The 22,749-nt window shown below is 68.7% G+C and carries 12 protein-coding genes, 3 rRNA genes and 1 other RNA gene; 13 read left to right on the top strand and 3 right to left on the bottom strand.

The features are described 5' to 3' along the window. Positions 1–66 precede the first annotated feature (66 nt). Positions 67–2,214 carry a methyl-accepting chemotaxis protein gene (locus CNX65_RS00905; RefSeq protein WP_096491067.1) on the bottom strand — a complete coding sequence of 716 codons (2,148 nt, stop codon included), beginning with the start codon at positions 2,212–2,214 and terminating at the stop codon, positions 67–69. Positions 2,215–2,357: 143 nt separating this feature from the next. Then, positions 2,358–3,956, bottom strand: a complete 1,599-nt coding sequence (locus CNX65_RS00910; RefSeq protein WP_096491068.1) for a methyl-accepting chemotaxis protein — start codon at positions 3,954–3,956, stop codon at positions 2,358–2,360. 170 nt (positions 3,957–4,126) lie between these two features. Between CNX65_RS00910 and CNX65_RS00915 the strand changes: the two genes are divergently transcribed. The 9 genes from CNX65_RS00915 (at position 4,127) to rrf (ending at position 14,436) form a co-directional block, all read left to right on the top strand. Further along, on the top strand, positions 4,127–5,095 hold the full coding sequence (locus CNX65_RS00915) for an ABC transporter substrate-binding protein (protein WP_096491069.1): 969 nt from the start codon (positions 4,127–4,129) through the stop codon (positions 5,093–5,095). Positions 5,096–5,130: 35 nt separating this feature from the next. Next, positions 5,131–5,224: signal recognition particle sRNA small type (ffs, locus tag CNX65_RS00920), an RNA gene on the top strand. 63 nt (positions 5,225–5,287) lie between these two features. Next, positions 5,288–7,366, top strand: coding sequence for a DNA polymerase III subunit gamma and tau (locus CNX65_RS00925; protein WP_096497539.1), 2,079 nt, complete (start codon positions 5,288–5,290; stop codon positions 7,364–7,366). Positions 7,367–7,413: 47 nt separating this feature from the next. Then, on the top strand, positions 7,414–7,761 hold the full coding sequence (locus tag CNX65_RS00930; protein ID WP_012782836.1) for a YbaB/EbfC family nucleoid-associated protein: 348 nt from the start codon (positions 7,414–7,416) through the stop codon (positions 7,759–7,761). Next, on the top strand, positions 7,761–8,354 hold the full coding sequence (gene recR / locus CNX65_RS00935) for a recombination mediator RecR (RefSeq protein WP_012782837.1): 594 nt from the start codon (positions 7,761–7,763) through the stop codon (positions 8,352–8,354). Before CNX65_RS00930 ends, recR begins: the two co-directional genes overlap by 1 nt. A gap of 13 nt (positions 8,355–8,367) precedes the next feature. Continuing rightward, positions 8,368–8,838 (top strand): uridine kinase family protein, encoded by a 471-nt coding sequence (locus tag CNX65_RS00940; protein WP_096491070.1) that lies wholly within the window; start codon positions 8,368–8,370, stop codon positions 8,836–8,838. Positions 8,839–9,253: 415 nt separating this feature from the next. Next, positions 9,254–10,770 (top strand): 16S ribosomal RNA (locus CNX65_RS00945). Positions 10,771–11,111: 341 nt separating this feature from the next. Further along, positions 11,112–14,193 (top strand): 23S ribosomal RNA (locus CNX65_RS00950). A 126-nt stretch (positions 14,194–14,319) separates the two neighbouring features. Next, positions 14,320–14,436, top strand: a 5S ribosomal RNA gene (gene rrf, locus CNX65_RS00955). The 16S, 23S and 5S rRNA genes sit together here, the layout of an rRNA operon. Positions 14,437–14,562: 126 nt before the next feature. Here the strand turns inward: rrf and CNX65_RS37660 are convergent. Continuing rightward, positions 14,563–17,862 (bottom strand): AfsR/SARP family transcriptional regulator, encoded by a 3,300-nt coding sequence (locus CNX65_RS37660; RefSeq protein WP_269770682.1) that lies wholly within the window; start codon positions 17,860–17,862, stop codon positions 14,563–14,565. Positions 17,863–18,058: 196 nt separating this feature from the next. Between CNX65_RS37660 and CNX65_RS00965 the strand changes: the two genes are divergently transcribed. Genes CNX65_RS00965 through CNX65_RS00980 form a run of 4 tightly spaced genes read left to right on the top strand, consistent with a single transcriptional unit; the run spans position 18,059 to position 22,740 of the window. Beyond that, the gene (locus CNX65_RS00965) at positions 18,059–19,744 is read left to right on the top strand and encodes an ABC transporter substrate-binding protein (protein WP_096491072.1); all 1,686 of its coding nucleotides are present in this window, start codon (positions 18,059–18,061) and stop codon (positions 19,742–19,744) included. A gap of 45 nt (positions 19,745–19,789) precedes the next feature. After that, positions 19,790–20,800 carry an ABC transporter permease gene (locus CNX65_RS00970; RefSeq protein WP_096491073.1) on the top strand — a complete coding sequence of 337 codons (1,011 nt, stop codon included), beginning with the start codon at positions 19,790–19,792 and terminating at the stop codon, positions 20,798–20,800. Positions 20,801–20,806: 6 nt separating this feature from the next. Next, positions 20,807–21,739 carry an ABC transporter permease gene (locus CNX65_RS00975; protein ID WP_096491074.1) on the top strand — a complete coding sequence of 311 codons (933 nt, stop codon included), beginning with the start codon at positions 20,807–20,809 and terminating at the stop codon, positions 21,737–21,739. A 5-nt stretch (positions 21,740–21,744) separates the two neighbouring features. Continuing rightward, on the top strand, positions 21,745–22,740 hold the full coding sequence (locus tag CNX65_RS00980) for an ABC transporter ATP-binding protein (protein WP_096491075.1): 996 nt from the start codon (positions 21,745–21,747) through the stop codon (positions 22,738–22,740). Positions 22,741–22,749 lie beyond the last annotated feature (9 nt).

Raw genomic sequence — 22,749 nt, forward strand, 5'->3', positions numbered from 1 at the left:
GAGGGCGCCAGGGGGAGTCCCCGGCGCCCTCGGTGGTCCGAAAACCCGAACCGGTCGAACCCCTGATCAGAGCGTGAAGCGCCCGACCAGGTCGGTCAGCTGGCGGGCGGTGCCGCTCAGCTCCTCGGCCGCGTCCGCCGACATCCGCACGGCGTCCCTGGTGCTCTCGACGGTCGAGCTCACCTGGTTCAGCCGCACCGCGATCTGCGAGCTGTGGTCCGACGCCAGGCTGATGCTGCGGTTGACCTCGTCGGTGGTGGCGGACTGCTCCTCCACCGCCGCCGCGATCGCCGACTGCGACTCGTTCACGCTGTCGATCGCCGTGGTGATCGCCGCGATCGACTCGATCGCCCTGGTCGTGCCCGAGTTGATCGCCTCGACCCGGCGCGACACGTCCTCGGTGGCCCGCGCGGTCTCCTGCGCCAGGTCCTTGACCTCGCCCGCGACGACCGCGAAGCCCTTGCCCGCGTCACCGGCCCGCGCCGCCTCGATGGTGGCGTTCAGCGCCAGCAGGTTGGTCTGCTCGGCGATGCTGCTGATCGTCCGCACCACGTCGGTGATCTCGGCGCTCGCCGCGCTCAGCTCGGCGATGACGTCCGACGCCTGGCGGGTGCGCTCGACGCTGTCGTGCGCGGTCGCCGCGGCGGCCTGGGTGTTGCGGGAGATCTCGGCGATCGCGGAGCCCATCTCGGTCGAGCTGTGCGCCACGGTCTGCACGTTCCTGGTCACCTCGGCGGCGGCCTCGGCGGCGTTGCTGGTCTGCTCCGCCGCGCTCGACGCCGAGTCGGACAGCTTCGCGCCGGTCGACGACACGTTCCGCGAGGTCTCCTCGACCCGCCTGGACGCCTCGGAGATGCCGGACATCAGCTCGCGCAGCTCGCCGACGGCGGTGTTGAGCGCGGTGCCCATCTCGCCGATCTCGTCGTTCCCGCCGACCTTCGCCTGGACGGTCAGGTCGCGCTCGGACAGCGCGGTCAGCGCGCCGGTCAGGCCGCGCAGGCGGGACGTCATGCGGCGCGCCCAGATCAGCGACACCAGCGCGGCGGCGGCGGCGATCAGCACGGCCGCGACCACGAACGCCCACAGCATCGCGCTGCGGCCCTGCTCGACCTCCTCGATCGCGCCCGCCGAGTCGGGGCCGTACGAGGAGACCGCGATGGCCCACTGGTACGGGCCGTAGTAGACGACGTTGGTCGGCGAGGCCGCGGCGGGCTCGCCGTCGAGGCCGGGCAGCTGGTAGACCGCGTTGAAGACCTGGCCCTCGCCCAGCGAGGTGGCCTTGGAGACGATCTCGTCCACGTACTTGACGCCGTTCGCGTCGGTGGCGTCCGCGTTCGTCGTGCCGACGTCCTTGCCGCCGGTGGAGGCGATGATCCGGCCCTTGTCGGCGGCCGAGGTGCTGTAGACGGTCACCCGGCCGTTGGCGCCCACGGTGGTGTCCGAGATGGCCTGGGACAGCTGGGCGATCGCCTTGTCCTGCGGGATGCCCACGTACAGCGCGCCGATGACGTCGCCGTTCGCGTTCTTGATCGGGTCGTAGGCCGCGATGTACCAGGTGTCGACGACCTTGGCCACGCCCCGGTACGAGGTGCCCGAGTTGATCGCCTTGGCGACCGCGTTCGGCGTCCCGTCCTGCGCGGTGACGGGGATGTAGGTGCCGATGGCGCGCTCGCCCGCCTTGTTCGGCACGTTGGTGGCCACGCGCAGCAGGTCGCCCTTGTCGTCCATCTTCTGGAAGACGGTGACGGTCGCGCCGACCATCGAGCGGATGTCGTCGACCAGCGGCGTCGGGGTCGACTGGTCGCGGTTCTGGCCCAGCCAGGTCCCGGAGACCTCGGCCCTGGGCAGGGTGATGTCGGTGGCCTCCTGCGTGAGCTGGTTGACGGCCTTCCACGAGGTGGTGGAGGAGCCGTCGAGGCGCAGACCGCCGCGCTGCGCCAGCTCGGCGTTCGCGACGTTCATGCTGCTGTTGACGCTCTCCTGGATGGCCTCGCCCGCGGTGCGGGTCAGGGTGCTCACCCCGGAGGTGACGTGGTCGGTGTCGGTCTGGATCAGCTCGGCTACGTTGCCCGCAGCTGCGGTGCTGAACTTGTCGCTCTGCCAGGCACCGACCACCACGAGAACACCGGCGGTGGCGATGACCGTGCCGATGCTCAACGCCAGCAACCGGTGACCGAGCCCCAGGTTGAGCGTGGTCACACGTGTGCGCTTCATGTTTCGTGAATCGGCAGAAAAAGGGTGCTGCTGAGCCAAAAAGCACCGGGGGCGCCACCCGAAGAGGTGACACCCCCGGTGCCGGGAGCGGTCGTGCGGGAGCGCGCGGGGCGCCCCGGCGGCCGGTGCGGGACCGGTGCGGGTCAGTAGCGGAAGCGGTCCACCACGGCCTCCAGGTCGCCCGCCACGGCGACCAGCTCGCCGATGGTCTCGGTGGTCGTGCGCGCCCCGTCCGAGGTCGCGGCGGCCGAGCCCGCGACGCCGGTGATGTTGCCGGTGATCTCGGTGGTGCGGCCCGACGCGTCGGCGACGCTGCGGCTCATCTCGGCGGTCGTGGCCGCCTGCTCCTCGACGGCCGCCGCGATGGTGGCCTGCACCCCGTCCAGCTCGTTGATCACGTCGGCGATCGTGGCGATCGCGGTCACCGCGTTCGAGCTGTCGGCCTGGATGGCCTCGACCCGGTTGCTGATCTCCTCGGTGGCGCGGGCGGTCTCCTGCGCCAGGTCCTTGACCTCGTTCGCGACGACCGCGAAGCCCTTGCCCGCGTCACCGGCGCGCGCGGCCTCGATCGTGGCGTTCAGGGCGAGCAGGTTGGTCTGCTCGGCGATCGAGGTGATCACCTTGATGACGTTGCCGATCTCCGCCGACGACCCGCCGAGCTGCGCCATGGTCGCGCCGGTCTGCTCGGTCAGGCTGCGGGCGTGGCTGCCCAGCTGGGCGGCGTGGCTGGCGTTGCGGGCGATCTCCTGGATGGACGCGGACATCTCCTCCGCGCCGGTGGCGATGGCCTGCACGCCGTCCGACACGTGCTCGGCGGCCTCGGTCGCCGCGTCGGCGCGGCTCGCGGTGTCCGCCGACGAGCCGGAGATCCGGCCCGCGGTGTCGGTGAGCTTGCCGGTGGCCGCGACCACCGAGCGGGCGCTGTCGGACAGCACCGCGATGGCCTCCGCGGTCTTCGCGGTCGCGCCGTCGAGCGCGGCGCCGACCCGGCTGACCTCGTCCGCGCCGGTCAGGCCGGTGCGCTTGGTCAGGTCGCCCTCGGCGAGCGCGTCGCACACCTCGCTGAGCCTGCGCAGCGGACCGGTCACGGCGCGGGTCGCCGCGACGGCCAGGCCCACGGCCACCGCGATGGCGGCCAGCAGCGTGCCGACCAGCACCCAGACGCCGGTGGTGTAGTTGTCGCTCGCCCGCTCCAGCTGCGCGGCGGTCGACGTCGTCATGTCCTGCACCAGCGCGTCGAGCGCGTTCTGGATGCGCACGGCCTGCGGCTTGACCTGCGAGTCGCGCGCCGCCACGTACCCGGCGCGGTCGCCGGTGCGGGCCAGCTGCAGGAACTCATCGCTGGCGACCACCTTGATGTACTCGGACCACGCGGACTGGAGCTCGGCCGTGGACGAGCGCTGCACGTCGGTGACGGCGCTCTTGGCCAGGTCGGCGAGCGCGGCGTCCATCGCCTTGATGTCCTTGGTGAACGCCTCGTGCTCGGGGCCGTTGGTCGTGGCGACCCACTCGTCGGCCAGCGCGTCGACGCGGGTCTGGAGGTACGCGCGCCTGACCTCGTCGAACTTGGCCAGCGGCACCACGGCCTCGCTGTTGAGCTGCTCCTGACCGTCGCGCAGCGAGGTCATCTGCCCCACCGCGACGCCGGTGATCACGACCATGCCCAGCACGGCCACCGCGACACCGGAGAGGATCTTGACCCCGACCGGGGCTCCGGCGAGCGCCCTTCCCTTGACTGCCATCCACGTGCCTCGTCTCGCCTCGGTGGGGGTGTTCCCCTGTCGGACGGCGAGTCGGCAGGCGCGGTGGTGGCCTGAGAAAAAGGCCACTCGTTGCGGCGAGGGGGGCCAGCTTGCGCCTTACGGGTGAAAGTTGTTTGCTTAGCCTCACCTAAATCTTGGAGGTGAGGTCCGTGCGGCTCCGCCCGCTCGTCGTCCTGCTCGCCCTGTTCGCCACCGCCTGCGGCGGTTCGACCGGCAGCGGAGCGGACACCCCGTCGTCGGCCTCCGGCGACTCCGCAGGCGTCGTCACGGTCGACACCAGGTTCGGCCCCGTCCAGGTCGAGGGCACCCCGAAGCGCGTCGTCGCGCTCGGCTGGTCCGACGCCGAGGCCGCCCTGGCGCTGGGCGTGCAACCGGTCGGCGTCAGCGACTGGATGGCCTTCGGCGGCAAGGGCGTCGGCCCGTGGGCTGAGAGCCTGTACACCGAGACGCCCCAGATCCTGGGCACGATGGAGCTGGACTACGAGGCCGTCGCGGCGCTCCAGCCGGACCTCATCCTCAACACCCGGTCCGACAACGACCAGGCCAAGCACGACAAGCTGTCCCAGATCGCGCCCACCATCGGCGCGCCCAAGGACGTCGTCACCTACGGCACCACCTGGCAGCAGCAGATCGAGATGGTCGGCAAGGCGCTGGGCAAGGACGCCGAGGCCAAGAAGATCACCGCGGACCTGGACGCCAAGTTCGCCGCGAACAAGAAGTTCGAGGGCAAGACCGCCGTCGTCGGCTCCTACTTCGACGGCAAGTTCGGCGCGTACGTCAGCGGCGACGCCAGGGTCGACTTCCTCAAGGCCATCGGCTTCACGCCCAAGGCCGAGGTCGAGTCCCTCGCCACCGGCACCTTCTTCGTCGACGTCTCCGCCGAGCAGCTCAACCTGTTCGACGCCGACTTCACCGTGATCTTCCCGATCGGCGCCGACACCGCCCCGATCAAGCAGCACCCCGTGCTGTCGAACATCCCCTCCGCCAAGGACGGCCGGATGCTGGTCATGGAGGACAAGACGCTGGTCAGCGCCTTCTCCAGTGGCTCCACCCTGGGCGTGGCCCACGCCCTGGACAAGGCCGTCCCGCAGTTCCAGGAGATCCTGAAGGTGGGTTGATCGACAGCCCCGCGAGAGCGGGGTGCTACGCTGTAGGCGGACCTCGTGTGACGCTATCCCTCGAACCTCCCCAGGGCCGGAAGGCAGCAAGGATAAGTGGGCTCTGGCGGGTGCGCGAGGTCCCCTGATCTCAGCGGGAACCCTCGGCCCCGGCACGAATTCGTGTCGGGGTCTTTGGGTATGGTCAGGCCCGTGGCGCTCGCCCTCTACCGCAAGTACCGACCGGCTACCTTCGCCGAGGTCATCGGCCAGGAGCACGTGACCGATCCCCTGCGCATCGCGCTGGGCGCCGGGCGGGTGAACCACGCCTACCTCTTCTCCGGCCCGCGCGGCTGCGGCAAGACCTCCAGCGCGCGCATCCTGGCCAGGTCGCTCAACTGCGCCAAGGGGCCCACCCCCGACCCGTGCGGCGAGTGCAACTCCTGCGTCGGCCTCGCCCCCAACGGGCCGGGCAGCGTCGACGTGGTCGAGCTGGACGCCGCCTCGCACGGTGGTGTGGACGACACCCGCGAGCTGCGCGAGAAGGCGTTCTACGCGCCCGCCGAGGCCAAGTACCGGGTGTTCATCATCGACGAGGCCCACATGGTCACCACGCAGGGCTTCAACGCCCTGCTGAAGATCGTGGAGGAGCCCCCGGAGCACCTGATCTTCATCTTCGCCACCACCGAGCCGGACAAGGTGCTGCCGACGATCCGCTCGCGCACCCACCACTACCCGTTCCGGCTCATCCCCCCGGTCTCGATGCGCGCGCTGCTGGAGCGCAACTGCGCCGCCGAGGGCGTGGCGGTCGAGCCCTCGGTCTTCCCGCTGGTCATCCGCGCGGGCGGCGGCTCCGCCCGCGACACCCAGTCCGTCATGGACCAGCTGCTGTCCGGCGCTGGCCCCGAGGGCGTGCGCTACGACCGGGCCATCGCGCTGCTCGGCGTCACCGACGTCGCGCTGATCGACGACGTGGTGGAGGGGCTCGCCGCAGGCGACGGCGCGGCCGTGTTCGGCACCGTGGACCGGCTCGTCGACGCGGGCCACGACCCGCGCCGCTTCGCCACCGACCTGCTCGACCGGCTGCGCGACCTGGTGCTGCTGTGCGCCGTGCCCGACGCGGGCGAGCGCGGGCTGGTGTCCGCGCCCGAGGACGTGCTGGCCAAGATGATCCCGCAGGCCCAGAACATCGGGCCCGCCACGCTCACCCGGTACGCCGAGGTGCTGCACCAGGGGCTCACCGACATGCGCGGGGCCACCGCGCCCCGGCTGCTGCTCGAACTGCTCTGCGCGCGGATGCTGCTGCCCTCGGTGTCGGACGCCGAGTCGGCGGTGCTCCAGCGCGTCGAGCGGCTGGAGAAGCACGGCGTCGCGGCGGGCGGCGGTGGTGGCGGCGGTGGCGGCGCTCCCGCCGTCGAGTCCAAGTTCCAGCGCCCCTCGCAGCGCCAGGCCGAGCCCGAACCGGCCCCAGCGCAGGCCGCGCCCCTGGCCGCGGCGCCCCCGGTCGCCGTGCCCGCCGCGCCGCCGCAGGCCGCCGCGCCGGTCGAGCCGACCCCGCAGCCCGCCGCCCCGCAGGCCCGGCCTGCCGCGCAGGCCGCACCGCAGCAGGCCCGGTTCCAGCGCCCCTCCCAGGCGCCGCCGCAACCGCCCGCCGCCGCCGAACCCGCCGTTGCCGCCGCCCCGGCGTCCGGCGCCGTCGACGCGGTCGAGATCCGCAGGCGCTGGCCCGAGCTGCTCGGCGTGGTCAAGGGGGCCAGCCGCAGCACCGAGGCCATGCTGACCAACGCCACCGTCGCCGAGGTCGACGGCACGTCGGTCACCCTCGCCCACACCTCCGGCCCGCTGGCCCGCAGGCTCGCCGAGCCGCGCAACGCCGAGGTGATCGCCAAGGCCTTCGGCCAGGTCCTCGGCGGCAGTTGGCAGGTCCGCTGCGTCCAGGGCGACGCGGCCACCGCGCAGCGCCCCCAGCAGCAGGCCCGCCAGGCCAGGCCCGCGCCCGCGCGGCCCAGCCAGGCCGAGAGCGCGCCCGCGCCCGGCCACGGCAGGCAGATGCTGGAGAAGGCCATGCAGGCGCAGGCCAACCGGTCGACCGGCCGCTCGGGCGACGACATCCCGCTGCCGCCCGAGCCGGACGAGCCCGACGACCCCCTCCCACCGGAGCCGGTGGACGAGGAGGAGATGTTCGCCGAGGCGGCCAGGCCGGGTGAGCCGGGGGAGGAGCGCCTCGACCCCGAGGCGGTCGTGCTGAAGCTGCTCGCCGACGAGCTCGGCGCGCGCCCCTTGAAGAGCTGATCCCCGACTACGCTGGACGCCAGGCGCAACCGACGAGAGGAACCGCGGTGCAACCCGGTCAGCCCAACATGCAGCAGATCCTCCAGCAGGCGCAGATGATGCAGCAGCAGCTCGCCACCGCGCAGCAGGAGCTCACCGAGGCCGAGGTCACCGGCACCGCGGGCGGGGGCCTGGTCCGGGCCGTCGTCACCGGTGGCGGCGAGCTCAAGAGCCTCGCGATCGACCCCAGGGCGGTCGACCCCGAGGACGTGGAGACCCTGTCCGACCTGGTCGTCGCCGCCGTGCGCGACGCCAACCGCGCGGCGCAGGAGCTGGCCGCGCAGAAGATGGGCCCCCTGGCCAGCGGCATGGGCGGGCTGGACGGCCTCGGCGGCCTCGGCAAGCTGTTCGGCTGATGTACGAGGGGCCGGTCCAGGACCTGATCGACGAGCTCGGCCGACTGCCGGGCGTGGGTCCCAAGAGCGCTCAGCGCATCGCCTTCCACCTGCTGGCCGCGGAGCCCGCGGACATCGGCAGGCTGCAGGACGCCCTCCAGAAGGTGAAGGAGGGCGTGGTCTTCTGCGAGGTGTGCGGCAACGTCTCGGCCGAGACGACCTGCCGCATCTGCCGCGACCCGAGGCGCGACCTCACGCTCATCTGCGTGGTGGAGGAGCCGAAGGACGTCCTCGCGGTCGAGCGGACCCGCGAGTTCAAGGGCCGCTACCACGTGCTGGGCGGCGCGCTCGACCCGCTGTCCGGGATCGGGCCGGACCAGCTGCGGATCAGGCAGCTGCTCACCAGGATCGGGACCGACGTCAGCGAGATCATCATCGCGACGGACCCGAACACCGAGGGCGAGGCGACCGCCACCTACCTGGTGCGGATGCTGCGCGACTTCCCCGGTCTGTCCGTGACGCGGCTGGCCTCCGGCCTGCCGATGGGCGGTGACCTGGAGTTCGCGGACGAGCTGACGCTGGGGCGCGCCCTGTCCGGGCGCCGGAGCCTCTGAGCGCGGTCGCCCGGTGCTCCTGATCGCCGTCGACGGGCCGTCGGGCTCGGGCAAGACCACCTACGCCCGCTCGCTCGGCGGCGTGGTGGTGCCGACGGACCACTTCGCCACCTGGGACGACCCGGTGGCGTGGTGGCCGAGGTTGGTGGAGGGCGTGCTCGAACCGCTCTGGCGCGACGAGCCCGCCCGCTACCAGCGCGTCGAGTGGGTCGGCGGCGAGCCGAAGCCGGGGGAGTGGATCACCTTCGAGCCGCCGGAGGTCCTGGTGCTGGAGGGCGTGTCCTCCGCGCGCAGGGCGATCGCGGACCGGTTGGACCTCGCGGTGTGGGTGGAGGTGCCGTCGGAGTCCGAGCGCCTGGAGCGCGCGGTCGCTCGGGACGGCGAGGACTGCCGGATCCACCTCCGCCGGTGGCAGGACTTCGAGCGCGGGTGGTTCGCGGTGGACGGGACGAAGGCCCGCGCGGACCGGGTGATCCTCCGCTAGCTGCGGTTTTAGGTCTTCCGACCCCCCGATTTTACTTCTGCGGGGCGCTTGTGTAATGTTCTCCATGTCAGCACGGAACGGGCCGGGAAAACCGGAACGGAGTGCGGCGAGGGTCACGAACCAAGCTCCCAGATCGTGTGGTAGAGTGGGTGACCTGCGAAACGGAAGACCCAGCCCGGCCTCTTCTCGAGGTGCTGCGGCCATGGGCGTCAGTTTCACCACAAACGTTAGAGAAGCACTAGCCTCGGATCGGGCCGCGCTGCGGAACGTGATGATGTGCGCGTGTTCTTTGAGAACTCAACAGCGTGCCGAATAGCCAGTAAATTATGATCCTCGTCAAGAGGATTCCTTTGAGATTGTTACTGGACAGCTGACAAATTCATGTCAGTGGTTGTCCGAGCGATCAACTCATTCATTATTGGAGAGTTTGATCCTGGCTCAGGACGAACGCTGGCGGCGTGCTTAACACATGCAAGTCGAGCGGTAAGGCCCTTCGGGGTACACGAGCGGCGAACGGGTGAGTAACACGTGGGTAACCTGCCCTGTACTCTGGGATAAGCCTGGGAAACTAGGTCTAATACCGGATACGAGCCTTCCCCGCATGGGGTTGGTTGGAAAGTTCCGGCGGTACAGGATGGACCCGCGGCCTATCAGCTTGTTGGTGGGGTAATGGCCTACCAAGGCGACGACGGGTAGCCGGCCTGAGAGGGTGACCGGCCACACTGGGACTGAGACACGGCCCAGACTCCTACGGGAGGCAGCAGTGGGGAATATTGCACAATGGGCGAAAGCCTGATGCAGCGACGCCGCGTGAGGGACGACGGCCTTCGGGTTGTAAACCTCTTTCAGCAGGGACGAAGCGCAAGTGACGGTACCTGCAGAAGAAGCACCGGCTAACTACGTGCCAGCAGCCGCGGTAATACGTAGGGTGCGAGCGTTGTCCGGAATTATTGGGCGTAAAGAGCTCGTAGGCGGTTTGTCGCGTCGGCCGTGAAAACTTGGGGCTTAACCCCGAGCCTGCGGTCGATACGGGCAGACTTGAGTTCGGCAGGGGAGACTGGAATTCCTGGTGTAGCGGTGAAATGCGCAGATATCAGGAGGAACACCGGTGGCGAAGGCGGGTCTCTGGGCCGATACTGACGCTGAGGAGCGAAAGCGTGGGGAGCGAACAGGATTAGATACCCTGGTAGTCCACGCCGTAAACGGTGGGTGCTAGGTGTGGGGGACTTCCACGTCCTCCGTGCCGCAGCTAACGCATTAAGCACCCCGCCTGGGGAGTACGGCCGCAAGGCTAAAACTCAAAGGAATTGACGGGGGCCCGCACAAGCGGCGGAGCATGTGGATTAATTCGATGCAACGCGAAGAACCTTACCTGGGCTTGACATGCACTGGAAACCAGTAGAGATATTGGCCCCCTTGTGGCCGGTGTACAGGTGGTGCATGGCTGTCGTCAGCTCGTGTCGTGAGATGTTGGGTTAAGTCCCGCAACGAGCGCAACCCTCGTTCCATGTTGCCAGCGCGTTATGGCGGGGACTCATGGGAGACTGCCGGGGTCAACTCGGAGGAAGGTGGGGATGACGTCAAGTCATCATGCCCCTTATGTCCAGGGCTTCACACATGCTACAATGGCCGGTACAAAGGGCTGCTAAGCCGTGAGGTGGAGCGAATCCCATAAAGCCGGTCTCAGTTCGGATCGGGGTCTGCAACTCGACCCCGTGAAGTCGGAGTCGCTAGTAATCGCAGATCAGCAACGCTGCGGTGAATACGTTCCCGGGCCTTGTACACACCGCCCGTCACGTCACGAAAGTCGGTAACACCCGAAGCCCGTGGCCCAACCCGCAAGGGGGGGAGCGGTCGAAGGTGGGACTGGCGATTGGGACGAAGTCGTAACAAGGTAGCCGTACCGGAAGGTGCGGCTGGATCACCTCCTTTCTAAGGAGCATCTGCGGACCGGGCTTGCCTGGTTCGGAGGCCACGCGGTCGGCGAACGATCGACCGGTGGAGCTCAATATTGTGGATGCTGGCTAATGCAGAACCTCGGGTTGTCGGGAGAGTTAGTACTGCTCGTAAGAGCGTGGAAGGGTCTCCGGAGGGTTCAAGGCTTCTGTTCGGTACGCTGTTGGGTCCTGAGAGAACACGTGAGTGTCTTTCAGTGATCGGGGCTTCCCCGTCATGCGAACCACTGCCCGAGATACTGGGTGGCAGGCGTTGACAGTAGTGGGAGGTCGTCGGTTTGTTCTTTGAGAACTGCACAGTGGATGCGAGCATCTTTGTGGCAAGTTATTAAGGGCATACGGTGGATGCCTTGGCACCAGGAGCCGATGAAGGACGTAGGAGACTGCGATAAGCCTTGGGGAGCTGTCAACCGAGCTGAGATCCAAGGATTTCCGAATGGGGAAACCCGGCCCCAGTCATGTGGGGTCACCCACGTCTGAACACATAGGGCGTGTGGAGGGAACGCGGGGAAGTGAAACATCTCAGTACCCGCAGGAAGAGAAAACAACCGTGATTCCGTGAGTAGTGGCGAGCGAAAGCGGAAGAGGCTAAACCGTATTCGTGTGATACCCGGCAGGGGTTGCGTGTACGGGGTCGTGGGACCTGTCTGATCGTTCTGCCGGACGGTCGAGGAGTCATAAAACACTGTGGTTAGCGGAACGTGTCTGGAAAGCGCGGCCGTAGAGGGTGAGAGCCCCTTACGCGAAAACCTAGTGTCTCCTGACGGTGTTCCCAAGTAGCAGCGAGCTCGTGGAATTTGCTGTGAATCTGGCGGGACCACCCGCTAAGCCTGAATACTCCCTGGTGACCGATAGCGGACTAGTACCGTGAGGGAAAGGTGAAAAGTACCCCGGGAGGGGAGTGAAATAGTACCTGAAACCGTGTGCCTACAATCCGTCGGAGCCTTACGGGGTGACGGCGTGCCTTTTGAAGAATGAGCCTGCGAGTTAGTGCTACGTGGCGAGGTTAACCCGTGTGGGGTAGCCGTAGCGAAAGCGAGTCCGAATAGGGCGCCAGAGTCGCGTGGTCTAGACCCGAAGCGGAGTGATCTAGCCATGGCCAGGGTGAAGCGTGGGTAAGACCGCGTGGAGGCCCGAACCCACCAGGGTTGAAAACCTGGGGGATGAGCTGTGGTTAGGGGTGAAAGGCCAATCAAACTCCGTGATAGCTGGTTCTCCCCGAAATGCATTTAGGTGCAGCGTCGTGTGTTTCGTGCCGGAGGTAGAGCACTGGATGGTCTAGGGGGCCCACAAGCTTACCGAAATCAACCAAACTCCGAATGCCGGTACGTGAGAGCGCGGCAGTGAGACTGCGGGGGATAAGCTTCGTAGTCGAGAGGGAAACAGCCCAGAACGCCGGCTAAGGCCCCTAAGTGTGTGCTAAGTGGGAAAGGATGTGGGATCGCACAGACAACCAGGAGGTTGGCTTAGAAGCAGCCACCCTTTAAAGAGTGCGTAATAGCTCACTGGTCAAGTGGTCCTGCGCCGACAATGTAGCGGGGCTTAAGCACACCGCCGAAGCCGTGTCATTGACACAGCTTGTGTTGATGGGTAGGGGAGCGTCGTGCAGCCAGCGAAGTGCCGGAGTGATCCAGGTGTGGAGGCTGTGCGAGTGAGAATGCAGGCATGAGTAGCGAAAGCAGAGTGAGAAACTCTGCCGCCGGATGACCAAGGGTTCCTGGGCCAGGCTAATCCGCCCAGGGTAAGTCGGGACCTAAGGCGAGGCCGACAGGCGTAGTCGATGGACAACGGGTTGATATTCCCGTACCCGTGTGAACGCGCCCATGGCGAGGCTTGTGATGCTAACCGCCCAAAGCCCATCGTGATTCTTCGGATGATCGGTGACGTGGAGCGCGGGAACCGAACTTGTAGTAGTCAAGCGATGGGGTGACGCAGGAGGGTAGCTCCGCCAGTGAGTGGTAGTACTGGTGTAAGCGTGTAGGCCGTCTGGTAGGCAAATCCGCCAGGCATTGAGGCTGAGACGTGATGCATAGCCGATTGAGGCGAAGTAGAGTGATCCCATGCTGCCGAGAAAAGCCTCTAGCGAGCTTTCACGCGGCCCGTACCCCAAACCGACACAGGTGGTCAGGTAGAGAATACCGAGGCGATCGGGCGAACTGTGGTTAAGGAACTCGGCAAAATGCCCCCGTAACTTCGGGAGAAGGGGGGCCGAGGGATTTGAAGCCCCTTGCGGGCTAGGATTTTTCGGCCGCAGAGACCAGCGAGAAGCGACTGTTTACTAAAAACACAGGTCCGTGCGAAGTCGCAAGACGATGTATACGGACTGACGCCTGCCCGGTGCTGGAACGTTAAGGGGACCGGTTAGCTCTTCGGGGCGAAGCTGAGAACTTAAGCGCCAGTAAACGGCGGTGGTAACTATAACCATCCTAAGGTAGCGAAATTCCTTGTCGGGTAAGTTCCGACCTGCACGAATGGCGTAACGACTTCTCGACTGTCTCAACCACAGGCCCGGCGAAATTGCACTACGAGTAAAGATGCTCGTTACGCGCGGCAGGACGGAAAGACCCCGGGACCTTTACTATAGCTTGGTATTGGTGTTCGGTTCGGCTTGTGTAGGATAGGTGGGAGACTGTGAAGCGGCCACGCCAGTGGTTGTGGAGTCGTCGTTGAAATACCACTCTGGTCGTACTGGATGTCTAACCTCGGTCCGTGATCCGGATCAGGGACAGTGCCTGGTGGGTAGTTTAACTGGGGCGGTTGCCTCCCAAAGAGTAACGGAGGCGCTCAAAGGTTCCCTCAGCCTGGTTGGCAATCAGGTGTCGAGTGCAAGTGCACAAGGGGGCTTGACTGTGAGACCGACAGGTCGAGCAGGGACGAAAGTCGGAACTAGTGATCCGGCCATGGCTTGTGGAAGCGTGGTCGCTCAACGGATAAAAGGTACCCCGGGGATAACAGGCTGATCTTGCCCAAGAGTCCATATCGACGGCATGGTTTGGCACCTCGATGTCGGCTCGTCGCATCCTGGGGCTGGAGTAGGTCCCAAGGGTTGGGCTGTTCGCCCATTAAAGCGGTACGCGAGCTGGGTTTAGAACGTCGTGAGACAGTTCGGTCCCTATCCGCCGCGCGCGTAGGATACTTGCGGAAGGCTGTCCCTAGTACGAGAGGACCGGGACGGACGAACCTCTGGTGTGCCAGTTGTCCTGCCAAGGGCATTGCTGGTTGGCTACGTTCGGAAGGGATAACCGCTGAAAGCATCTAAGCGGGAAGCTCGTTCCTAGATGAGGTGTCCCACCCCTTTGTGGGTTAAGGCCCCCAAGAGACTATTGGGTTGATAGGCCGGAGATGGAAGGCCAGTAATGGTTGGAGTTGACCGGTACTAATAGGCCGAGGACTTGTCATGAAGACGCTACGCATCCACTGTGCGGTTCTGAAGGAACCGAACCGACCATCACCGGTCGGCGACCGCCCGCGTTGAGCGGGTTGGGCGCTGTTGGTGGTGCTGTGTGGTTGGTTATCTTCATAGTGTTTCGGTGGTCATTGCGGTTGGGGAACACCCGGTCCCATTCCGAACCCGGTAGTTAAGCCTTCCAGCGCCGATGGTACTGCACTCGTGAGGGTGTGGGAGAGTAGGACGCCGCCGAACATTTTTTCCCTGTGGGGCGCACGGTTTTCCGTGCGCCCCACAGGGCTTTTCTGCGTTCTGAGGAAAATGCGGTGGAGAACACGCCGAGGACCGGCGTGAAGTGGTCCGGGCACCTGGGGGCGCGGGTCAGGACACGCGGCGCAGGAGGGTCCTGAGGATCGTCGCCTCCGGGGCACCCGCGGACTCGTAGCCCGCCGCAGCGGCGTCCCAGAGGGCCCGTGCGGCCCTGGGATCGCCCGCTGCGGCTCTCAGGTTACCGAGGAGGTGGTCGGCCTGGGCCGCGAGCAGGCGCCTTCCCGAGGCCGCCCCCGCTGCCGCGGCGCGGTTCGCGGTGTCCAGCGCGCGGTCCAGCTCGCCGAGGTCCAGCTCGATCCGGCCCAGCAGCACCAGGACGTCGCCCTCGGGCAGCCGCAGCCGGTAGGCCGCCGCGCCCTCCAGGGCACTCCGCGCCGCCTCCTCGGCCTCCACCAGGCGGCCCGCCGCGTGGTGCGCCGTCGCCAGGCCCCTGCGGGCGGCCACGATGCCCCACGGGTAGCTGATCTCCTCGGCGATGCCCAGCGCCTCGGTGTGCCGCCCCGCGCCCTCCACGAGCCGCCCCGCGCCCACCAGGGCCTGCCCCAGCACGTTCTTCGCGTCGCAGCGGCCCTTCAGGTTCTCCCGCTCCTGCGCGAACTCCAGCGCCCGACCCGCCTCCGCGATGGCCTCCGCGTACCGGCCCCGCGCCAGGTGCGCCTGCGCCAGCCCCTCGTGCGGGATGTGCGCGAAGCTCCGCGCCCCGGCCAGCCCGTACAGCTCGCCCGAGCGCTCGAACAGGTCCGCGGCCCGCGCGGGCGCGCCCCTGAGCAGCTCCACCTCGGCCAGCGCGTGCAGCGCGTCCGCCTGGGTCATCCAGACCCCCAGGCGCCTGCCGACGTCCAGCGCGCCCTCGAAGCACGCCGCGGCCCGGTCCAGCTCGGCCAGCTGGAGGTACACGCCGCCGAGGTTCAGCTGGGTGATGCCCTCCTGCTGGGGCGCGCCGATCTCCCCGGTGATGGCCAGCGCCCGCTCCAGGTGCTCGGTCGCCCGCTCCAGCTCGCCCACGTCGATGTACACGGCCCCCAGGTTCGCCAGGACCTGCGCCCGCGCCCTCGGCCACGCCCCGCCGCGCTCCTGCACGCCCACGGCCGCCAGGAAGTGGTCGACGGCCACCGGGTGCCTGCCGAGCGACCAGTACAGGACCCCCAGCGACGACAGCATCGCCGCCTCGCCCACCGGGTCCCGCGCGGCCCGCGCCGACGCCAGGCCCGCGCCCGCCGCCGCCCGCCACTCCACCGGCAGCGCCGCCAGGTAGAAGTAGCGGCGCAGCGCGTCCACCAGCTGCCAGCAGTCCTCGTGCGGCGGGCGCGCGGCGGCGTGGGACACCAGCGCCACCAGGTTCGCCCGCTCCGCGTCCAACCAGGCCAGCGCCTCGGCGGGCGAGTCGAACCGCCTCGGCTCCACGCCCGGCACGTCCGAGGCGCGCGGGTGGCGCACCAGGGTGCTCTTGAGCGCCTCGGTGGCGGCGTCCACCGAGCGGATCGACCAGTCCAGCAGCCTGCGGAACACCCGGTCCCTGCCCGCCTCGCCGTCCTCGGCCGCCAGGCGCTGGGCCGCGTAGTCCCTGAGCAGGTCGTGGAACTGGTAGCGGCCCGGCGCGGGCCGGTCGACCAGGTTCACCGTGGCCAGCCGGTCCAGGCGCCTGCGCGCCTCCGGGACGGGCAGGCCGCCCAGCGCCGCCGCCAGGTCCGGGGTGAGGTCGCCGGGCGCCACCGCCAGCAGCCGGAACAGCTGCGCCAGCTCCGGCTTGAGGGCGGCGTACGACAGGTCGAACGCGGCCTGCACGGCGGCCCGCTCGTCGCCCTCCACGCTCAGCGCCGCCAGCCGGTTGCCCGCGCGCAGCTCCTCCACGTACCCGGCGACGGTGGTCCCCGGCCTGCTCAGCACGTTCGCGGCGGCGATCCGCAGCGCCAGCGGCAGGTGCGCGCACAGCGCCACCAGCTCGCCGGTGGCGGCGCGCTGGCCGCCGACCACGTCCGCGCCGAGCACCCCGGACAGCAGCGCCCTCGCCTCGCCGTCGTCGAGCACGTCCAGGCGCACGTTCGTGGCCGCGTGGCTGACCGCCAGGCCGCGCAGCGCGTCCCGGCTGGTCACCAGGACGGCGCAACCGGGGGAGCCGGGCAGCAGCGGGCGGATCTGCTCGGCGCTCGCCGCGTCGTCCAGCACCACCAGCACCCGCCTGCCGGTCAGCCGGGAGCGGTAGAGGGCCTCCTGCTCGTCCGGGTCCAGCGGCACCGACTCGGGGGCGACGCCCTGGGCGCGCAGGAACCTCGGCAGCACGTCCACGGCGCTCAGCGGCGGCCCCTGGGCGTGTCCGCGCAGGTTCACGTACAGCTGGCCGTCCGGGAAGTCCCCGCGCAACCGGTGCGCGGCGTGCACGGCGAGGGCGGTTTTACCTACTCCGGGTTGCCCGGACAAGGTGACGACCGGCACACCGTGTGATCTGCGCAGCAGTGTTTCCACGAGGTGAACCGAGTTCGAGCGCCCCACGAAGTCCCCGGCGCCCGCCGGGAGCTGGGACGGCGCGACCGGTTCCGGACCGCTCTCCGCCCCCTCCGGACCAGGGGCGGGACCGCCCTCGTCGGCCAGCACGGCCCGGTGCACGCGGCGCAGCTCCCCGCCGGGGTCGATGCCCAGCTCCTCGGCCAGGAGGGCGCTCACCCGGTCGTACGCGGCCAGCGCCTCGGCCCGCCTCCCCGAGCGGTGCAGGGCCACCACGAGCTGCGCCCACAGGCGCTCCCGCAGGGGGTGCTCGGCGGTCAGCGCGGTCAGCTCCGGCACCAGCTCGGCGTGCCGCCCGAGCGCCAGGTCGACCTCCGCGCGGCGCTCGCGCGCGTGCAGCCCGCGCTCGGTCAGCCGGGGCGCCTCGTCGCGGTGCAGCACCGCCGACGGGACGTCCGCCAGCGCCGGTCCCCGCCACAGCTCCAGGGCCGCTGCCAGCGCGGACGAGGCCTCGGCGAGCCGTCCGGCCGCCTGCTCGCGGTCGCCGAGCGCGAGCAGCTCGTCGAACCTGGCGGCGTCCACCGCGGCGGCCGGGACGTCCACCAGGTAGCCGTCCGGGACGGTCCGGATCGGCACCTCCGGGCCGAGGACCTGGCGCAGCCGCATGACGTAGGTGTGCAGGGTCTGCCTGGCCCGCGCGGGCGGCCGGTCGCCCCACACGTGCTCGGCCAGCTCGTCCACCGAGACCGGTGATCCCGGCCGGGTCAGCAGGGACGCCAGCAGGCACCGCTGCCTGCCCGCGCGCACCGCGACGTGCCGCCCGCCGACCACCACCCGCAGCGGTCCGAGGACGCCCAGTTCGAGCTGCTCGCCCACCGGGTCCCCCCTTCCCGCCGAGGTGCTGGTCACCGTCCGTTCTACAGCGTAGGAGAGCGTTTGCCCGACCCACGGTGATCACGCCGGGTCAGCGGACGTGCGCCGGACGTACGACAATCAACTGCCACGTGGCCGGATCGTGACCTCGGCCGGTCTAGAAGGTTGTGAGGACCGGTTATCGTCCGTGACCACACCGTGAGATCCCGGAATTCCCATAGGGGTGTGTTTGATGGTTCATTCCCGATCGGCCCAGCGACGCTGGGTGGCTGCGATCGGTCTCACCAGTGCCGCCGCGCTCGTCCTCACCTCCTGCGTGCAGTCCGAGCGCAGCCAGGACTCCGGGACCGGCGGCGCCGCGGGCGGGACGTTCACCTTCGGGGCCGCGGGAGCCCCGAAGCTGTTCGACCCGATGTTCGCGACCGACGGTGAGACCTTCCGCGTCGCCAGGCAGATGTTCGACGGCCTGACCACGTTCAAGCCCGGCACCGCCGAGCCCGCGCCCTCGCTGGCCAAGGAGTGGTCGAGCACTCCCGACGGCCTCACGTGGACGTTCAAGCTCGAGACGGGCGTGAAGTTCCACGACGGCACCGACTTCAACGCCGAGGCCGTCTGCTTCAACTTCGACCGCTGGTACAACCTGAAGGGCGACGCGCAGTCCGACGCCGTCTCCCAGTACTACGTCGACAACTTCGGCGGTTTCTCCGACAAGCCGGAGACGTCGCTCTACAAGAGCTGCGCCGCCGAGGGCGCCGACACCGCCGTGGTCACCCTGACCAAGACGACGTCCAAGTTCCCGGACATCCTGGGCCTGCCGTCGTTCTCCATGCAGAGCCCGAAGGCCCTGAAGGAGTTCAACGCCGACGACGTGAAGGCGCAGGGCGACAGCTTCGTCTTCCCGGCCTACGCGAACGAGCACCCGACCGGCACGGGCCCGTTCAAGTTCGGCAAGTACGACAAGGCGAACAACGTCGTCGAGCTCGTGCGCAACGACGACTACTGGGGCGAGAAGACCAAGCTGGACAAGCTGGTCTTCCGGATCATCCCCGACGAGACCGCCCGCAAGCAGGCGCTGCAGTCCGGTGACATCGACGGCTTCGACTTCCCGAACGCCGCCGACTGGGACAGCCTGAAGAGCGGTGGCTTCAACGTCGAGGTCCGCCCGGCGTTCAACGTCTTCTACGTGGGCATCAACCAGAAGCGGAACCCGAAGCTCCAGGACCTCAAGGTCCGCCAGGCGCTGCTGCACGCGATCAACCGCGAGCAGCTGGTCAAGTCCCAGCTGCCCGAGGGCGCCGAGGTCGCGACCCAGTTCATCCCGAAGACCGTGGGCGGCTACGCCGACGACGTGCAGAAGTACGAGTACTCGGCGGAGAAGGCCAAGGCGCTGCTCGCCGAGGCGGGCGCGTCCGACCTGACGCTGAAGTTCTACTGGCCGTCCGAGGTCACCCGCCCGTACATGCCCAACCCGAAGGACCTCTACGGCGCCATCGCCGCGGACCTGCAGGCGGCGGGCATCAAGGTGGAGGCGGTCACCAAGCCGTGGAACGGCGGCTACCTGACCGACGTCGACCAGGGCGAGCAGGCCGACCTGTTCCTGCTCGGCTGGACCGGCGACACCGGTAGCGCGGACAACTGGGTGGGCACCTTCTTCGGCAACCCGGCCAACCGCTTCAACACCGGGGCCTCCGCGTGGGGCGCCGACCTGGCCACGCAGCTGAAGACGGCTGACGCTGAGCCGGACCGGACCAAGCGGTACGACCTCTACAAGGAGATCAACCGCAAGATCATGGCCGAGTACGTGCCCGCGCTGCCGATCTCGCACTCGCCGCCGGCGCTGGTCGTGAAGAACAACGTCAAGGGCATCACTCCGAGCCCGCTGACCGACGAGAAGTTCGTCGACGTCACGGTCAACTGACCGGACTGACTACCACTCCACCACAGAGACAACGGGGTTGAACCAGTGCTCCGCTACACCATCCGACGGCTGATCCAGCTCGTCGTCGTGGTGCTGGTGCTCTCGTTGCTCGTCTTCTCGTGGTTGCGCGCACTCCCGGGAGGGCCGGCATCGGCCCTCCTGGGGGAGCGCGGCACGGAAGAGTCACGGGCGGCGTTGAGCAAGCAGCTCGGCTTGGACCAGCCGATCTTCGTCCAGTACTTCAAATTCCTGGGCCGCGCCCTCACCGGGGACTTCGGCAACTCGACCGGCGTGCAGCCGGGCGACGCGGTGGTGGACATCTTCCTCCAGCGCTTCCCCGCCACGATCGAGCTGAGCGCCTTCGCCATGCTGATCGCGATCGCGCTGGGAATCCCCCTGGGCTACCTGGCCGCCCGCAAGCGCGGCGGCCTGTTCGACAACCTGAGCGTGGGCGGGTCGCTGATCGGCGTCGCCGTGCCGGTCTTCTTCCTGGCCTACCTGCTCAAGTACCTCTTCGCGTCCCAGCTCGGCTGGCTGCCCTCCGCGGGCCGCCAGTCCGCGGGCATCGACGCGACCCGCGTCACCGGCTTCTTCGTCCTCGACGGCCTGCTCACGCAGGAGTGGGACGCCGCGATCAACGCGCTGACGCACCTGGTCCTGCCCGCGTGCGCGCTGGCCACCATCCCGTTCGCGGTGATCTTCCGGATCACCAGGGCGGCGGTGCTCGACGTGCTGAACGAGGACTACGTGCGCACCGCCGAGTCCAAGGGCCTGCTGGGCAGCGTCATCCGCCGCAGGCACATCCTGCGCAACGCCATGCTGCCCGTGGTCACCACCATCGGCCTGCAGATCGGCGCGCTGCTGGCGGGCGCGGTGCTCACCGAGAAGGTGTTCGCCTTCCCCGGCGTCGGCGAGGCGCTGGCCATCGGGTTCGAGCGCAGGGACTACCCGGTCCTGCAGATGTTCATCCTGGTCGCCGCGATGATCTACGTGCTGGTGAACCTGCTGGTGGACCTGTCGTACGCGCTCATCGACCCTCGGATCAGGGCGAGGTAGCCGCTCATGACCCCCACCACGAAGAAGGAGCGGATCGACGCTCTCGCCGAGAGCTCGGCCTCCGACTCCGGCGTCAGCCTCGCCGCCAGCGCCTGGAAGCGGCTGCGGCGCAGCCCGGTCTTCCTGCTCGGCGCGGTGATCATCGCGCTGTTCCTGGTCGTCGCGGCGATCTCGCCGTGGATCGCCCCGCACGACCCCGCGGCCCGCGACCTGATCGACCAGGTCATCAAGGCCCGCAACCAGATCCCCGGCCCGCAGGAGGGCTACCCCCTCGGCGGCGACCTGGTCGGCCGCGACCTGCTGTCCCGGCTGCTCGTCGGCGCCCAGCAGACCCTGCTGGTCGGCGTGTTCGCCACCCTGATCGGCCTCGCGGGCGGCATGGTGCTCGGCATCCTCGCCGGCGCGTTCGGCGGCTGGGTCGACTCGCTCGTCATGCGCGTCGTCGACGTCATGCTGTCGATCCCGCAGCTGCTGCTGGCCTTCGGCATCGGCGCGCTGTTCGCCAGGCCCAGCCTGCTCACCGTGATCCTCGCGGTGTCCATCGTGCAGATCCCGGTGTTCGCCCGGCTCCTGCGCGGCTCGATGCTCGCCCAGCGCTCCAGCGACCACGTGCTGGCCGCCACCGCGCTCGGCGTGAAGCCCGGCCCGATCGTGTTCCGGCACATGCTGCCGAACTCGCTCGGCCCGGTCATCGTCCAGTCCACCCTGGTGCTGGCCACGTCGATCATCGACGCGGCGGCGCTGTCGTTCCTGGGCCTCGGCAACCCCGACGACACGATCCCCGAGTGGGGTCAGATGCTCGGCAGCGCCCAGACCGTGATCGACAGCCACCCGCACCTGGCGTTCTGGCCCGCGGGCTGCATCATCGTGATCGCGCTCGGCTTCACCCTGGTCGGTGAGTCGCTGCGCGACGCGCTCGACCCCAAGAACAGGCGGTGATCCCGATGGCACTGCTGGAAGTACGCGACCTCACCGTCGTCTTCGAGCGCAAGGGCGAGCAGCCCTTCACCGCCGTGGACGGGGTCAGCTTCGACGTCGAGCCCGGCCAGACCGTCGGCCTGGTCGGCGAGTCCGGCTGCGGCAAGTCGGTGACCTCCCTCGCGATCATGGGCCTGCTGCCCAAGCGCGGGGCGCGGATCACCGGGTCGGTCGGCTACGAGGGCACCGACCTGCTGAAGCTGTCCGACCGCCAGATGCGCGACCGGCGGGGCCGCGACCTGGGCATGGTGTTCCAGGACCCGCTGTCCTCGCTCAACCCGGTCATCCCGATCGGCCTGCAGGTCACCGAGGTGCTGGAGCGGCACCGCGGGATGCCGCGCAAGCAGGCCATGGTCGAGGCGGCCGACCTGCTGGACAAGGTCGGCATCCCCGACCCGACCCGGCGGCTCTCGGAGTTCCCGCACCAGCTGTCCGGCGGGATGCGCCAGCGCGCGCTGATCGCCATCGCGCTCGCCTGCCGCCCCCGGCTGCTCATCGCGGACGAGCCGACCACGGCGCTGGACGTGACCATCCAGGCGCAGATCCTGGCGCTGCTCAAGGAACTGGTGCAGGACACCGGGACCGCGCTGGTCATGATCACGCACGACCTGGGCGTCGTCGCGGGCCTGTGCGACGAGGTGAACGTGCTCTACGGCGGTCGCGTCGTGGAGAAGGCGCAGCGGCACGAGCTGTTCGGGCAGCCGCGCCACCCGTACACCCACGGCCTGCTGGCCTCCATCCCGAGGCTGGACGCGCCGCGCGGCGAGCGGCTGGTGCCCATCAAGGGCTCGGTCGCCGACAACATCCCGTGGGAGGGCGGCTGCGCGTTCGCGCCGCGCTGCCCGAACGCGCTGGACGTGTGCGTGACGACCACGCCGGAGCAGGAGGACCTCGGCGGCGGCAGGCTGCTGCGCTGCCACAACCCGGTGCGGCCCGAGGTCGCAGAGGAGGTGGGCGCGTGACCGCGGCAG

The organism is Actinosynnema pretiosum, from assembly GCF_002354875.1.
Lineage (GTDB): Bacteria > Actinomycetota > Actinomycetes > Mycobacteriales > Pseudonocardiaceae > Actinosynnema > Actinosynnema auranticum.

Bases quoted from the DNA above. Each gene is read 5' to 3' on its own strand.
- CNX65_RS00965 (WP_096491072.1), top strand. From the start codon at position 18,059: ATGGTTCATTCCCGATCGGCCCAGCGACGCTGGGTGGCTGCGATCGGT.
- CNX65_RS00905 (WP_096491067.1), bottom strand. From the start codon at position 2,214: ATGAAGCGCACACGTGTGACCACGCTCAACCTGGGGCTCGGTCACCGG.
- recR (WP_012782837.1), top strand. From the start codon at position 7,761: ATGTACGAGGGGCCGGTCCAGGACCTGATCGACGAGCTCGGCCGACTG.
- CNX65_RS00980 (WP_096491075.1), top strand. From the start codon at position 21,745: ATGGCACTGCTGGAAGTACGCGACCTCACCGTCGTCTTCGAGCGCAAG.
- CNX65_RS00910 (WP_096491068.1), bottom strand. From the start codon at position 3,956: ATGGCAGTCAAGGGAAGGGCGCTCGCCGGAGCCCCGGTCGGGGTCAAG.
- CNX65_RS00975 (WP_096491074.1), top strand. From the start codon at position 20,807: ATGACCCCCACCACGAAGAAGGAGCGGATCGACGCTCTCGCCGAGAGC.